We start from the raw sequence: 15,324 nt of genomic DNA on the forward strand, positions 1-15,324 counted from the left end.
TCAGGCCCTGCCAGCGATGTCTCCAGCCTGATTTGGGCGAGAACATCCTGCCGATGAGGATTTGTTTCGTAGTCGATAAATTTCCCACTTTGTCCGAGACATTCGTGCTCGATCAGATTGCCGGATGCCTTGAAAGAGGAATGAAAGTCAGCGTCGTCTGCAACGAGATGGCTTTTGGCAAGGATAGCAATGTGGACGATGCACGTTGGCAGACATTGCCCGGACCTGTCGTTTCCTGGTGGGGTGGCCTGAATCGCTACCGCTCACTGCTCCGGAAATGGTCCGGCAGATTTTGGGACAAGCTTTCGACCTTCATCGACCTGGCCAACGCACAAAAGCTGCGAAACGTCGATGTGATCGTGGCGCATTTTGGCCATAACGGCCTGCGCGTCGCCCGCGTCATGAAGCGGCGAAGGATTTCCGCGCCTTTGGTGACCATATTCCATGGCACCGATGTCGGCAGGCCGTTGCATGATGGCACACTGGACCAGTACAGACCCGTTTTCGAAAAAGGGGCTCTCCAGCTCCCTGTGAACGCATTCTTCCGTCAGGCCCTGATCGATGCCGGTGCCGCATCGGCACAAGTCGCGGTTCACCATATGGGCATTCGCCCAAGCGAGATCGAATATCGCTGGCGTTCCTGGCAGGGACGTACGCTGTCTTTCATCTCGGTCTGCCGGCTGACCGAGAAAAAGGGGACCGAATATGCGCTTCGCGCCCTCGCTTGCCTGCCGCACCGCGACTGGACCTATTCGGTGATCGGCGGCGGGGAATTGTTGGAGGAATTGAAGCTTACCGCCGTCGACCTCGGTATTGCCGACAGGGTGACTTTCTTCGGACCGCGTCCGCACGGCGAGGTGAAGCAGCGCCTGCGCGACGCCCATGTCTTCCTTCTGCCAAGCGTCGCCGGGCGAGACGGCGATCTGGAAGGAATACCGGTTGCGCTCATGGAGGCGATGGCCGGCGGCCTGATCGCTGTCAGCACCTACCATTCGGGAATTCCGGAGCTGATCGAGGATCGCAAGACTGGCTTCCTCGTGCCTGAACGGGACGTCGCTGCGCTTGCCGGCAAACTCACCTGGATCGTCGAGAACCCGGGCCTGTGCGAGCCGATAGCGCTTGCCGCTCGAAGGAAGGTCGAGGCGGATTTCAATGCCGATAGCTTGAATGAACGCTTTGCGCAGATCGTCGCGCGGCTAGGGGAGACCGGATCCGTCACATGAATGCCAATCCGCCGCCCCCGCAATTTGGTCGCGTTGCCTTGCGCGGCGGGCTGGTCACGGCCGGCGCGCAAGGCTTCAAGATAGCGATCCAGTTCCTTTCGGTCGTCATCCTTGCCCGACTGCTCGTCCCCGAGGATTTCGGCCTGGTGGCTTCCGTGGGACCGATCGTGGCCTTCGTCGGCCTGCTTCAGGATCTGGGCCTCCAGCAGGCGGTCATCCAGCGCAAGGAGATCGATCAACGGCAACTCAACCAAGTCTTCTGGCTGAGCGCGGTTGTCGGCCTGTGCGCCGGGGCGGTCGTGGCTTGCCTGGCCCCCGCCATTGCCGCTTTCTACGGCGATCAGCGAATGTGGGGGATAACACTTGCTTCCGCCGCTCCGCTGCTTTTTGGCAGTCTTGCCGCAGTGCCGCTTGCCCTGATGAACCGCCATTTGCAATTCGGGCAGCTTGCGCTCAACGACGCAATCACCGCGGCCGTGGGGCTGCTCGCTACCGCGACCGCGGCGTATTTGGGGCTTGGCTATTGGTCTCTGGTTTTGGGTCCGGCTGTGTCAGCTGTCGTAGCGCTGGTTGCCGGCTGGTTGGTGACGCGCTGGACGCCGTCTTGGCCGAATCTGAAGGTCGACGCCGACATATTCAGGTTCGGCGCGAACCTTACGGGCTTCAACCTCGTCAATTTTCTGTCTCGCAACCTCGACAACATCCTCATCGGAAAATATTCCGGCGCGGTCGAGCTGGGCTACTATGATCGAGCCTACAAGCTTCTGCTGTTTCCGCTGCAGAATATCAACCAGCCGCTGACGCGTATCATGGTGCCGCTGCTCAGCCGTATCCATGAGGACAAGCAGCGATTTCGAGACATCTATGTCCGGACAAACTGGCTGCTGGCCGTTATCACCATGCCCGGCATTGCCACCTTGACACTGACTTCGGAGCAGGTGGTCAGGCTTCTCTTCGGCGAGCGTTGGATGGCCGTGGCGCCGATTTTCGCCTGGCTGGGCATCGCCGGCCTGATGCAGTCCGTATCGAGCACCACGGGGTGGATATTCATCTGCCAGGGCAAGACGAAGACGATGTTTCATTGGGGCATCTATTCGTCTTTGACGACCGTCGCCTCCTTTATCGTCGGCCTGCATTGGGGCGCCATCGGCGTCGCGGCTGCCTATGCCATCAGCGGTTACGTGCTGCGTATCCCGGTGCTTGCCGCCCTGATCCATCGCGTCGGCCCGGTGACCGCCGGCGATTTTCTGGGCATACAGGGACTCTTCATCGTCTCGTCCCTGCTCGCCTGGCTCTCGTATCTGTCGCTGCCGGCGTTGCTGACCAATCAGTCGGACCTGCTCACGATCCTTGTGGCGGTTGTCCTAAACTACGGGTTCGCCTTGGCCCTCATGCTTGCTGTTCCGCAGTCGCGCAAGGCGTTGTTCGCCACTCTTGCCAACGTCGTCAGCAACATTGGGTGAGCGGTTGCCTATCAAGGAGGACAACGGCCTGGTTGCCGACATTGCCGACGCATGCTCTTCCAGCACGGCCTCGAGGCTTGCCCGGCGATAGTGGTCGAGATTGGCGATGAATCTGCCGAGTTTTTCGGCTGCTTCCGACGGCGTCACGGTGTCGATGTCGAGCAGAAGATCGGCGACGCCGATGTGCTTGGCGACTTCCTTGGTTTTGAATTCATAGGCGATCGGCAGCACCGGTGTACCGACGCAAAGCGACATGATCATCATATGCATGCGCGTGGCGACGACGAAGTCGCAATCCTTCACCAGCGCCATCAATTGGTCGGGCGTATGAAATGCGGCGTCGACATTGACGTGTTCGGCGATTTCCGGGTCGAGTTCGGCCACGATCGCCCGTGCAGTCCTGGCGTCGTCATGTGCATATTCCGGCACACCCTGGCAGGTTGAGATGAAGGTCACCTCCTTGGCGTGGTCCCTGACAAGAATTGTGGCGATCTCCCGGATCGAATCGAGATAGCGGCGCATGCCATCCTCACCGTCGCTGACGAAGCTCCAGTGGCGGACGGAAATAGCGACACGGCCCGTCGGCGCCGGTGCGCTGCCGAGATGTTTCTTGATCCTGCCTGTATCAGCCAGGGCAAAGACGGCATCGGCGACCACATGGCATTTGCCAGGATCTTTCACCAGATCCAGTATGTGATTTCTGGATCGCTCGTCACGCAGCAGGATGAGCGGAGCCCGATCGAAGATCGGACCTAGCTCCTGGCGATTGTAGCTTTTGTTGAACGGGCCGAGCGATTGCGTGAAGAAGATCGGGTCCTTGCCCAAGATCGCATCGATGCGGAATTGATTGAGCCGCTTTTCAAGGTCGTAGTTCTCGACGAGATAGGTTCCGCCTGTCGTCACCACCAGGTCGGCGCTCGCATAGGCCTCAAGGCCGTGGTGGTCGCTTTGGCTGAAAAAAAAGCTTCTGGCGGCGCCGTTTCGGGCAAAGCGGCGTAAGGCGCGCAAGACTCCCCGATTGTAGATCGACTTGAGCCGGCCCTTTATCCCGCCGCCATGCTGATCCCTGAACAGGGATTCCGACAGCAGCTTGTGGAATTCGAGATCCGGGTAATCTTTCTTCGGGTAAAGCCTGGCCGCGACGTCGGGCTGACTGTCGAAAACCAGGAACTGCACATCGCCGCCGACGATCGATCTGAGAATATGGCGGATAGCCAAAAGGATCGCGGCATCGCCAGTGTTCAGACACACCGTGTTTTCGATCACGACTTTCATGGGGAACCTCGTTTCGCGTCCGTGGCAGGCCACGTCGGTTAAAACGGCATGTTTGCCGGAGTGCCGCCACGCGATCCGCGTCGCGATCTGGCGTGCTGCTCCGCGCTGATAGCCAACGCGAAATCCGGATCGACGCCAAGCAGGCTGAGAGTAGCTTATGATTTTTGCAGTGCAACAAAAAATGTGCGGGCGCTTGCTACGCCGCACCAAAATTGTTGCGATGCAGCAAAAGCTGTACTAGCATCCCCGATGGGTGGGCCCAACAGCGGTCGAGTTACATGCTGCATGTCTTGTACCTTGTGCATGACGTATCCGACCCGGCGGTGCGCCGGAGAATACAGATGCTCAAGGCAGGCGGCGCCGGGGTCACCCTGGCGGGCTTCCGCCGCACCACCAGCCCGGTCTCCGAGATCGAGGGCATCGAGCCTGTCGACCTTGGCGCGACGCGCGACGGCCGATTCGCGCAGCGCCTCGGTGCGGTCGCCAAGGCAGCCATGTCAATCGGCGCGAAACTTGGCGCCATGCCAAGGCCCGATCTGATCATCGCACGCAACCTCGAAATGCTGGCGCTGGCCCGCCGCGCCAACGGCGCGCTCGGGGCGAGCGTGCCGATCGTCTATGAATGCCTCGATATCCATCGCCTGGTGCTGCGCGATGACCTCGTCGGCAGGACGCTGCGTGGCGCCGAACGCCATCTCGCGCGCGACGTGAAGCTTCTGGTGACGAGCTCGCCGGCTTTCATCGCCAATTACTTCGAGCCTTTCGGGCAGATCGTCGCACCTGTCGAGCTGATCGAGAACAAATATTTCGAGGCAGCATCCGTTGTCGCCGCGCATTCTGTCGAGGACGACAGCCCGTCGCCGCCGCCCTGGCGCATCGGCTGGTTCGGCGCGCTGCGCTGCCGCCGCTCGCTGGAGCTGCTGGCCGATTTCACCCGTCGGCAGGCGGGCCGTTTCGAAGTCGTGCTCAGGGGCCGTCCGGCGCTGTCCGAATTTCCGGACTTTCACGGTTTCGTCGAGGCCGAGCCGTGGCTTTCCTTCCGCGGCCCCTACCGCAATCCGGAGGACATGGCGGCCATCTACGGTGAGGTGCATTTCTCCTGGGCGATCGATTTTTTCGAGGCCGGCCAGAATTCCGAATGGCTGCTTCCCAACCGCCTCTACGAGGGCTGCCGCTTCGGCGCCGTGCCGATCTCCATGGCGGACACCGAAACCGGCAGGTTCCTGAAGCAGCGGGATATCGGCGTGCTTCTGCCCGAAGCGACGCCCGAAAGCCTCGAGGCGATGCTGAGCCGGATGGATCAAGATGAATATCGCGGCCTGAAGTCGCGCGTGTCGGCGCGCAATCCGAAGACCTGGAGCTACGACCGCAGCGACTGCGCGGCCTTCGTCGACAAGCTGCGCGGCCTCGCCGCCATGCCTTCGGCTTTTGCGACGGAGGCGGCCGCGTGACGGCGCAACAGGGCGAACAACAACCGATGGCGCAGTCCACGATCCTGATCGTCATTCCCTGCCTCAACGAGGCCGCCCATATCGGCGGCCTGCTCGACCAATTGCGGCCCGCGGCGCCCCGGCTCGGCGGCCGCATCGTCGTCGCCGACGGCGGCAGCACCGACGGCACGCAAGCCATCGTCGAAAAAATCGTGGCGAAGGATCCCCGGGTCATCCTGCTCGCCAATCCCAAGCGCCTCCAGAGCGCCGCCATCAATCTCGCGGTGGCGGCCCTTGGCGAAGGCGCCGACTATCTCATTCGCATCGACGCGCATGGCGGCTATCCGGACGACTACTGCGAGCGGCTGGTCGCGGAGGCCCTTGCCACCGGCGCTGATTCGGTCGTCGTTTCGATGCTGACCGCCGGCACCGGGGCCGTGCAGAAGGCGGTCGCGGCGGCGCAGAACTCCAAGCTCGGCACCGGCGGCTCGAAGCACCGGCACATGTCCGAAGGCGAATGGGTCGACCACGGCCATCACGCGCTGATGCGCATCGCCGCCTTCAGGCATGTCGGCGGTTACGACGAGAGCTTCAGCCACAATGAGGACGCCGAGCTCGATTACCGCCTGCGTCAGGCCGGCTACCGCATCTGGATGAGCGGCAGGACGCAGATGGTCTATTATCCGCGCTCGACGCTGAAGAGCCTCTATTTCCAGTATCTCGGCTATGGCCGCGGTCGCGCCAGGAACGTCTTGAAGCACCGCATGGTGCCGAAGGTCCGGCAGATGATCCCGCTGCTGGTTGCGCCCGTGGTGCTGCTCGCCCTGTTTTCCTTCGTCCACTGGATGGCGGCGCTGCCGTTCCTCTTATGGGCGGCGGTGTGCCTCGGCTACGGCGCGGTCACCGCGATACGCCAGCGCAACGCCGGCATAGGGCTGGCCGGAGTCTCGGCGATGGTCATGCATTTCGGCTGGTCGGCCGGTTTCTGGCAGCAGCTTTTGGCGTCTCGATTGCAGCGTAAGGTGGCGTGATGGCCGGCGGCTCGATCGACATCTGCATCTGCACCTTCCGCCGGCCGGAACTGGCCGACACGCTGCGCTCCGTCGCGGCGCTGGAGAAGCCGGTGGGAGCCGAGATTGGCATCGTCGTTGCCGACAATGACGATGAGCCCAGCGCGCAGAAACTGGTGAAGGCTTTGGCCGAGGAGCTGCAGCTGCCGGTCCGCTATCGTCACGCGCCGGCGCGCAACATCTCGATTGCCCGCAACGCCTGTCTCGACGCCAGCGTGTCGGATTTCGTTGCCTTCATCGATGACGACGAGACGGCGTCGCCCGGCTGGCTAGTCGAATTGATGGCGGCGGCCGATGCCACGGGCGCTGCGGCGGTGCTCGGTCCGGTGCGGGCGCATTACCGCCCCGACGCGCCGGACTGGATGCAGAAGGGCGACTTCCATTCCACCTTGCCGGTCTGGGTGCGCGGCGAGATTCGCACCGGCTACACCTGCAACGTGTTGCTCAAAATGGCCGACGCGAGCCTTCGCGGCCGGCGCTTCAGCCTGGCACGCGGCCAGACCGGCGGCGAGGACACGGAGTTTTTCGACGCCATGGTCAAGGCCGGCGGCCGCATCGCCTTCGCGCCGCAAGCCTTCGTCGACGAGGTCGTGCCGCGTGCCCGGGCCGCGTTCGACTGGCTGCGCCGCCGGCGCTTCCGCTTCGGCCAGACGCACGGCCACCTGATAGGACACGGCGCCGGCGGGTTGCGCCGCGCCGGCCAGGTCGGGCTCGCTTCGGCCAAGGCCGCCTACTGCTTCGGCATGGCTATTTTGACCGCCATCAGCCCGGTGCAGCGGAACCGCAGCGTGCTGCGCGGCATTATGCACGTTGGTGTCGTCAGCGGTTTGGTCGGCGTCCGTGAAATCCGCCAATACGGCCTCACGTCGCCAGAACAAGGGAACAAGCGTGCAGCCTGACGTCAGCTTCGTCATCGCCGCCTACAACGCCGAGGCGACTCTCGACCGCGCCATCGCCAGCGCGATCGCGCAACTTGGCGTGACCGTCGAGGTCATCGTCGTCGACGACCAGTCGAGCGACGGCACGCTGGATGTGGCGCGCGCTTATCCGCAAGATATCGTCAAGGTGGTGGCGCTGCCCGCCAATCGCGGTCCGGGCGGCGCCCGTAATGCCGGCCTCGACCTGGCGCGCGGCCGCTGGGTGGCGGTGCTCGATTCCGACGACGCGGTCCTTCCCGGTCGCCTAGCCGCGATGATCTCCCGCGCCGAAGCGGCGGATGCCCAGATTGCGGTCGACAATGTGCAGGTCGTGCGCGAGGACGGCACGCCCGACGACACCATGTTCCCGGCCGGCTATCTCGATGGCTTGCGCGAAATCTCGCTGGCCGACTACATCGCCGGCAATCTGGTTTTCGAATCGCGCTTCAATTTCGGCTATCTCAAGCCGATCTTCCAGCGCCGGTTCCTTGACGACAACAAGCTGCGCTACGACGAGAATCTGCGCATCGGCGAGGACTACATTCTGCTCGCAAGCGCGCTGGCCAGCGGCGGCCGTTGCGTGGTCGAGCCGACCGTCGGTTATGCCTACCACATCCGCACCGGCTCGATCTCGCGCGTGCTCGAACTGCATCACGTCGAGGCGATGACGCGCGCCGATGCCGTGTTCGCGGCGGCATATCCCATGGACAGCGACGCAAAGGCGGCTTTCGCCAGGCGTGGCCGCAGCCTGCGCAAGGCGGCGTCGTTCCTGTCCCTGGTTCAGCACATCAAGGCACGCGCCCCGCTCAAGGCGATCGGCGCGGCGTTCAGGGATCCGGCCGCCATCGGGCATATGTCGATGCCGATCGCGGTCCGGCTCAGAAGGCTTGCGGCGCAAGTTCGCCGTGGGGGTGGGGAGATGAAGCATGCTGGCGATTTGATAGCCGGCGACAGGTAGAAATCTTTTCTCTCAGAAGGAAGAGCAGATGCAGAAAGTCAGGAAGGCAGTCATCCCGGTGGCGGGGCTCGGAACGCGGTTCCTGCCGGCGACCAAGTCGATGCCGAAGGAGATGCTGCCCGTCGTCGACAAGCCTGTCGTGCAATATGCCGTTGACGAGGCGTTCGAGGCCGGCATCGAGCACATCGTTTTCGTCACCGGCCGCAACAAGGCGGTCATTGAGGATTATTTCGACCTGCATCCTGAACTGATCGGCACGTTGGAGCAGACCGGCAAGAAGGCGCAGTTGCAGTCGCTGGAGAGCCTGCTGCCGGAGGCCGGCGCCACCTCCTTCATCCGCCAGCAGTCGCCGCAGGGCCTCGGCCACGCCGTATGGTGCGCGCGCGAGGTGATCGGCAATGAGCCTTTCGCGCTGCTGCTTCCCGACATGGTGTCCTTCGGCGCGCGCGGCTGCCTCGCCGAGACAGTCGATCTCTATCAGCGCACCGGCGGCAATGTGATCGCCGTCGAGCGCTGCGACCCGGCCGAAACCAGCAAATACGGCATTGTCGGCCGCGGCGCCGACGTGGCATCCGGCTTCGAAGTGACGGCGATGGTCGAAAAACCCGCGCCGGCCAATGCGCCGTCGAATTTCTACATCAACGGCCGCTACGTTCTGCAGCCGGAGATCTTTGCCCTGCTCGGCAATCAGCAGCGCGGCGCCGGCAACGAAATCCAGCTCACCGACGCCATGGTGCGCCTGGCGCAGAGCCAGCCTTTTTACGCTCAGCCTTTCGACGGTCGCATGTTCGACTGCGGCTCCAAGGAGGGCTTTATCGAGGCGACCATCGCCTTCGCCCTGGCGCGCGACGACATGAAGGGCCCTGTCTTCGAGATGCTGCAGCAATTTGTCCGGTCGCATGAGCGCCGGGAAGTAGCCGCATAATGCCCATCTTTCGGGTGCATATGCGGTTTCGCGATGGCGCGACAGCCACACCAGCGCCCGGGCTTTTCGGCCCGGCGCATCCTGGCAGCAACGTTGCGCGGTCTTTTCTGGTCACGACGCCGATCTACCAAGGCCGATAGCGCCTGCAACCTGGAATTGGACCGAAAATGAACTATGCCACCTTCCCCCTCGACAAGAGGATGCCGTTGCCCAGCACCGATCCGGAAAAGGGTGAAGACTTCATCGATATCGAGCGTCTGCTTGGCATGGCCGCCCGACAGGCCAAGGTGGTGGCGGTCTGCGCCATTATCGGTCTGTGCCTGGGCGTCATCTATCTGCAGACTACACCCAAGCAGTATACGGCGGTCGCCAGCGTTTTGATCGATGAAGGGCTGAACAAGGTCGTCGACGACATCTCGGCGGCGAGCGCCACGGTGCAAACGGACGCCACGATTCTCAGCCAGATAGAGGTTCTCAACTCGGCGCGGCTGGCGTCTGTGGTGGTCGACAAGCTGAAGCTCGATCAAAACCCGGACTTCATGAGCCCGCCGCAGTCGGCTTTGGCCAAGGGTGTGGGGTTCCTGCGCAGTGTTGTCGGCTATTTCCGCGGCAGCTCGGCAAGCGAGCTCCCCGGCATCGAGAATGTCGACGCCGCGACGCGCGAAGCCATGATCAAGACCGCGACCCACGACTACGCGGTTCTCATGCTGCAGACCGGGTTGCTGGCGGATCGCGTCGGCCGTGCCAACGTCATCAGCATCGGTTATCAGTCGACAAATCCGGCACTCGCCACGGCCATCACCAAGGCCTATGCCGACGCCTATCTGGCCGACCAGCTCAACGCCAGCTTCGACGCCACCGAGCGCGCGGCCTTGTGGCTGCAGGGCCGGCTCACGGAGTTGCGTGAAAGCTCTCAGCGGGCAGCTATGGCCGTCGAGAAGTTCAGGGCCGAACATGGATTGTCTGCCAACAGCGACGGACAACTCCTGAGTGACAAGCAGCTCGCCGATCTCAACGCACAGCTCATCGTCGCCCAGGCCGATACCGCCAGAGCCAGCGCCCGCTATCAGCAATACAAGGCGATCGTCGAAAGCGGTTCCGAAAGCGCCTTCAACGATTCGGCCATCGGCGCCGACCAGCCGAGCAGCTCGGTCATCATCGCGCTCAAGACCCGCTATCTGGCCATTGCCAAGCGCCTGCAGGACGTCGAGACGAATTTTGGCAAGGATCACCCGCAAGCGGTCGCGCTGGCCAAGGAAAAGGCCGATGTCTCGGCGCAGATCTTCGGCCAGTTGAAACAGCTCACCGAAAGCTACCGCAACGATTTCGAGGTGGCGCAGGCGCGCGAAACGGCTTTGCGCGACAAGATTTCCACCGCCGCCGGCAAGAGCTCGATCGACAACCAGTCGCAGGTGAAGCTCAAGGAGCTCGACCAGCAGGCACAGGCGCTCACCACGCTCTATCAGACCTTCCTCAGCCGCTATGAGGAAGCTTCGCAGCAGCAATCCTTCCCGGTCGGCAAGGTCCGCATCATTTCCGACGCGACGATGCCGCTCGCGGCTTCCAGCCCGCGCACCTTGCGCGTGCTGGCGCTCTCGCTGGTGCTCGGCCTGATGCTTGGCGCCGGTTTCGGCGGCCTCAACGAGTTCAACGAGCGTTTCTTCAGGACGGGCGAGGACGTTCGCGACCGCGTCGGCCTGAAATTCCTCGGTTATCTGCCGACGATCGGCGGCGGCAAGGCCAAGGATACCAAAGCCGACGACCTGCCGGCCGACGGCAAGGTGGCCAGCCTCTCCGCGGCTGAGAGACGGGCGCGCATGCGCGTCAGCATCGACGCCCCGGCTTCGATGTTCGCCGAGACGCTGCGTAACGCCAAAATCGCCTTCGACGTGGTGATGGAAGACCGCGGCAGCCGGGTCATCGGCGTCATTTCGGTGCTGCCTGGAGAAGGCAAGTCGACGGTGGCCGCGAATCTCGCCGGCCTGCTCGCGGCCAACGGTGCCAAGACCTTGCTCATCGACGGCGACCTGCGCAATCCAGGCCTGAGCCGCAGCCTCGGCATGGAGGCCGAGCAGGGCCTGATGGAAGCGGTGGTCAATGGCCAGACCTGGCAGTCCGTCGGCAAGGTCGATCGTCAGACCAAGCTGGCGATCATTCCCGCCGTGCTGCGCGGCCAGTTCTCGCACACCAGCGAGCTTCTGGGCTCGGCCGGCATGCGGCGCTTCATCGAAAACGCCAAGGAGACGTTCGAATACATCATCGTCGACCTGCCGCCGCTCGGGCCCGTCGTCGACGCCAAGGCCTTCGCGCCGCTGGTCGATGGCTTCGTCCTGGTCGCCGAATGGGGCCGCACGCCCCGCAACATGGTGCGCTCGATGCTGGAATCCGAGCCCTATATCGCCAATAAGGTGATCGGCGCGGTGCTCAACAAGGTTGATCTGAAGAAGCTGGCGAAATACGGCTCGCTCGGCGGCTCGGAAAGGTTCTTCGACCGCTATTCGAGCTACTATCTGGAAAAATCGGAGCAGCGTCCCAAGCAGGCCGCCTGAGGCGTGTTTCCGTTCGGAGAGACAGAGATCGGGGGCGGTTCAGCCTAGAGCATGATGCCGAAAAGTGTGGAGCGGTTTTCGGACGACATCATGCTCTATCTCTTTGATTTAGAGCCGGATTCAGATTTCAGGTCGACTCGACCTGAAATCATCCGGCTCTAGGAGCGTGAACCGTCCTAATCCCGCGAAGACAGCAGCCGGCCGTATTTGCCGACGATCCTAAGCGCCGTCAGTCGTCCCGTTTGAAAGGCGCCGGTGTCGATGTCGAGCCGGCGTCCGTCGAGTGTCGGAACATTCACGATCGTGTGTCCGTGCACCACCCAGCGGTCGAGACGGTGCGCCGCCTGGAAGAACTCCTCGCGGATGTTGAGCAGATCGCCCTCGTCCTGCGCCTCGAGCGCCACGCCGGGACGGATGCCGGCATGCACGAAGACGAAATGCTCGGAGCAGACCATCGCCGGCAGCGTGCGCAGGAAGTCGACATGGCTGGCTGGGATGGCCTCGCGTATGCGCGCATCCGCCTGCTCGCTCGAACCGTAGAGGCTTATCAGCCGGTCAGGGTCAACGCCGTAGGAGAACAGGGTTTCGCGGCCGCCATAGCCGAGCCAGGTTTCACGCGAGAGATGACCGTCCAGATAGAGGAGCAGCGCGACTTCATGATTTCCCACGAGGCAGATGCGCTGGAAGCCCTTTGGCGGCGGCGCCATCAGATGGTCGATCACGCGCCGCGACTGCGGCCCGCGGTCGATATAGTCGCCCAGCATGATGATGATCTTGCGACCGCGGAAGCGCTGCGCATCGATCTGGATCTTTTGCTCCAGCGCGCGCAGTTCGTCGTGGCAGCCATGCACGTCGCCGATCACGTAGACGACCATGTCGCGCATGTCCATGACGAGGCGCTCGCGTGGCGCGGGTCGAGGGCGTCTCGATCGTTGGAAAAGATTCACGGATTGAGGCTCGGCTACTTGCACTGATCTGCGCCTCGATATCATGCCGAATGCAAACAATTCCACACCGGCGCGCGATCGGCAGTCGCGTCGTCAGGCGACCTTCAACCGATAGCGGAACAGCGTGTGGTCCAAGAGCAGCCGGATGCGCGGCTCGGCCTCGGTCGCAATAGCGGCCAGATAAGGCACGCCGGCGCGCATCAGGGCGCCGAGCATCGCCGCGCCGACGACATCATGGAAGAGATAGAGCGGATAGGTCATCAGCCCGATCCGCCGCCAGCCGGGCCAGGAAAAGTCGGGGCGCAGCGACAACGCCATCAGCGCGACAGCCGCCATATAGTGATAGAACATCACCATGACGGCAGCCAGGCATCGCAGTATGTCGACGCCGCCGAATGTCGTCTTGTGCTGGGCCATGCCGTACCTTCGGTATGGCCCCCCACGCAAACTTTAAAGTTTATTGCTGCATTGCACAATAAGCGATTGCAGTGCGGGACAAATTGGTGAATTGATCCTTAACGCGGCCGTCTGCCGGCGACTACACCCCGATGCCGCGTCCCTTCAGCGCCGCCGTGATCTCGTCCAGGATCGCCGGATCGTCGATCGTCGCCGGCATTGTCCATTCCTCCTTGTCGGCGATCTTCTGCATCGTGCCGCGCAGGATCTTGCCGGAACGGGTCTTGGGCAGCCGCTTGATCGTCACCACGGTCTTGAAGGCGGCAACCGGGCCGATCCGCTCGCGCACCAGCCCTACAACCTCACTTTCGATCGCGCCGCTATCGCGCGACACGCCGGCATTGAGCACCACGAAGCCGAGCGGCACCTGGCCCTTCATGGCATCGGCAATGCCGATGACCGCGCATTCGGCGACATCGGGATGGGCCGCCAGCACCTCTTCCATGGCGCCGGTCGAGAGCCGGTGGCCGGCGACGTTGATGATGTCGTCGGTGCGGGCCATCACATAGAGGTAGCCGTCCTCGTCCATCATGCCGGCGTCGGCCGTCTTGTAGTAGCCGGGGAACTCCTCGAGGTAAGCCTGGCGGAAACGGGCGTCGGCGTTCCACAGCGTCGGCAGGCAGCCGGCGGGCAGCGGCAGCTTGACCACGACATTGCCGAGGGTGCCGCGCGCCACCTCGTGGCCGGCATCGTCGAGGATGCGAATGTCGTAGCCCGGCATCGGCACGCCGGGCGAGCCGTATTTCACCGGCAAAAACCCGAGCCCCGCCGGATTGATCGTCATCGGCGAGCCGGTCTCGGTCTGCCACCAATGGTCGATGACGGGACGGTCGAGCTTCTGCTCCGCCCATTTTATCGTTTCGGGGTCGGCGCGCTCGCCGGCAAGGAACAGCGTGCGGAACTTCGACAGGTCGTATTTCGGCACGAACTCGCCCCTGGGATCCTGCCCCTTGATGGCGCGGAAGGCGGTCGGCGCGGTGAACAGCGCGACCACGCCGTGCTGCGAGATCACCCGCCAGTAGGTGCCGGCGTCCGGCGTGCCGATCGGCTTGCCTTCGAACAGCACGCTGGTGCAGCCATGCAGAAGCGGCCCGTAGACGATATAGGAATGGCCGACCACCCAGCCGACATCGGAAGCCGCCCAGAACACTTCACCCGGCTTGACGCCGAACTCGTTGTCCATGGTCCATTTCAGCGCGACCATGTGGCCGCCATTGTCGCGCACGATGCCTTTCGGCTGGCCGGTCGTGCCGGAGGTGTAGATGATGTAGAGCGGGTCGGTGGCTAAAACCGGCACGCAATCGACATTGGCGCCGGCGGCGCGTTCGCGCGCAACCGCATCGGCATAGTCGAAGTCGTAATTGTCCTTCATCTCGCAGCGCAGCTGCTCGCGCTGCAGGATGAGGCAGGCGTCGGGCTTGTGCTTCGACATCTCGATCGCCTTGTCGAGCAGCGGCTTGTAGGCGACGACGCGGCCTGGCTCCAGGCCGCAGGAGGCGGTGATGATCAGCTTCGGCTTGGCGTCGTCGATGCGGGTGGCGAGCTCGTGCGAGGCGAAGCCGCCGAACACCACCGAATGCACGGCGCCTAGCCTCGCGCAGGCGAGCATGGCGATAGCGGCTTCCGCCACCATCGGCATGTAGATGATGACGCGGTCGCCCTTGTCGATGCCGCGATGCCTCAGCACCGAGGCCAGCGCGACGACCTCGCGCTTCAATTCGGCATAGGTGAATGTCCGGATTGTGCCGGTGATCGCGCTGTCATGGATCAGCGCCAGCTGGTCGGCGCGGCCGTCCGCGACATGGCGGTCGATTGCGTTATGGCAGGTGTTGCAGGTGGCGCCGGTGAACCAGCGTCCATAGAGGCCGGCTTCCGGATCGAAGACCTTTTCGGCCGGCCTATACCAGTCGATCGCCTTCGCCGCCTCGGCCCAGAACCCTATGGGGTCGCTTTTCCAGCCCTCATAGACTTCGTGATAGCGTGAGGCCATCCGCCTTCCTCCCAAGAAACGTTCTGCCGCCCTGCCATAGACTAAGCCGCGCGTGGCGGCCATGTCTTCCTGCATTTTGGTCGACATCGCCGGCAAACGTCTCTGTTCGGCGCCTTCGGTG

At 63.1% G+C, this 15,324-nt stretch carries 11 protein-coding genes and 1 pseudogene; 8 read left to right on the forward strand and 4 right to left on the reverse strand.

The features are described from left to right. Positions 1 to 104 precede the first annotated feature (104 nt). The gene (locus tag FJW05_RS05485) at positions 105 to 1,223 is read left to right on the forward strand and encodes a glycosyltransferase (protein ID WP_246673222.1); all 1,119 of its coding nucleotides are present in this window, start codon (positions 105 to 107) and stop codon (positions 1,221 to 1,223) included. Next, a complete protein-coding gene (locus FJW05_RS05490; protein ID WP_140628909.1) occupies positions 1,220 to 2,686 on the forward strand; it encodes a lipopolysaccharide biosynthesis protein in 1,467 nt (488 codons plus the stop codon). Before FJW05_RS05485 ends, FJW05_RS05490 begins: the two co-directional genes overlap by 4 nt. On the opposite strand, the gene FJW05_RS05495 is transcribed toward FJW05_RS05490, so the two are convergent. Further along, the gene (locus FJW05_RS05495; RefSeq protein WP_246673223.1) at positions 2,588 to 4,168 is read right to left on the reverse strand and encodes a polysaccharide pyruvyl transferase family protein; all 1,581 of its coding nucleotides are present in this window, start codon (positions 4,166 to 4,168) and stop codon (positions 2,588 to 2,590) included. The genes FJW05_RS05490 and FJW05_RS05495 overlap by 99 nt on opposite strands. Positions 4,169 to 4,239: 71 nt before the next feature. Here FJW05_RS05495 and FJW05_RS05500 point away from each other — a divergent pair, with 71 nt between their 5' ends. The 6 genes from FJW05_RS05500 to FJW05_RS05525 all read left to right on the forward strand — a co-directional run bounded on the left by FJW05_RS05500 (position 4,240) and on the right by FJW05_RS05525 (position 11,810). Next, entirely contained in the window at positions 4,240 to 5,412 is a 1,173-nt protein-coding gene (locus FJW05_RS05500; RefSeq protein ID WP_140628912.1) for a glycosyltransferase family 4 protein, read from the forward strand. A gap of 26 nt (positions 5,413 to 5,438) precedes the next feature. Then, the gene (locus FJW05_RS05505) at positions 5,439 to 6,422 is read left to right on the forward strand and encodes a glycosyltransferase family 2 protein (RefSeq protein WP_140629732.1); all 984 of its coding nucleotides are present in this window, start codon (positions 5,439 to 5,441) and stop codon (positions 6,420 to 6,422) included. Further along, a complete protein-coding gene (locus FJW05_RS05510; RefSeq protein WP_140628915.1) occupies positions 6,422 to 7,360 on the forward strand; it encodes a glycosyltransferase family 2 protein in 939 nt (312 codons plus the stop codon). The genes FJW05_RS05505 and FJW05_RS05510 overlap by 1 nt, the downstream gene beginning before the upstream one ends. After that, positions 7,350 to 8,336, forward strand: coding sequence for a glycosyltransferase family 2 protein (locus tag FJW05_RS05515; protein WP_140628918.1), 987 nt, complete (start codon positions 7,350 to 7,352; stop codon positions 8,334 to 8,336). Before FJW05_RS05510 ends, FJW05_RS05515 begins: the two co-directional genes overlap by 11 nt. A 28-nt stretch (positions 8,337 to 8,364) precedes the next feature. Next, positions 8,365 to 9,261: a UTP--glucose-1-phosphate uridylyltransferase GalU gene (gene galU, locus FJW05_RS05520; protein WP_140628921.1), complete on the forward strand. Its 897-nt coding sequence runs from the start codon at positions 8,365 to 8,367 to the stop codon at positions 9,259 to 9,261. 167 nt (positions 9,262 to 9,428) lie between these two features. After that, entirely contained in the window at positions 9,429 to 11,810 is a 2,382-nt protein-coding gene (locus tag FJW05_RS05525) for a polysaccharide biosynthesis tyrosine autokinase (RefSeq protein ID WP_140628924.1), read from the forward strand. A gap of 176 nt (positions 11,811 to 11,986) precedes the next feature. Here FJW05_RS05525 and FJW05_RS05530 read toward each other — a convergent pair whose 3' ends face one another. From FJW05_RS05530 to FJW05_RS05540, 3 genes and pseudogenes are all read right to left on the reverse strand, one after another. Further along, a complete protein-coding gene (locus FJW05_RS05530; RefSeq protein WP_246673225.1) occupies positions 11,987 to 12,700 on the reverse strand; it encodes a metallophosphoesterase in 714 nt (237 codons plus the stop codon). A gap of 150 nt (positions 12,701 to 12,850) precedes the next feature. Then, a pseudogene (locus FJW05_RS05535) lies at positions 12,851 to 13,096 on the reverse strand (acyltransferase); the annotation flags it as partial. A 199-nt stretch (positions 13,097 to 13,295) separates the two neighbouring features. Then, positions 13,296 to 15,203 (reverse strand): propionyl-CoA synthetase, encoded by a 1,908-nt coding sequence (locus FJW05_RS05540; protein ID WP_140628927.1) that lies wholly within the window; start codon positions 15,201 to 15,203, stop codon positions 13,296 to 13,298. Positions 15,204 to 15,324: the final 121 nt, after the last annotated feature.

It is taken from the genome of Mesorhizobium sp. B2-9-1 (assembly GCF_006439455.1).
Taxonomy (GTDB): domain Bacteria; phylum Pseudomonadota; class Alphaproteobacteria; order Rhizobiales; family Rhizobiaceae; genus Mesorhizobium.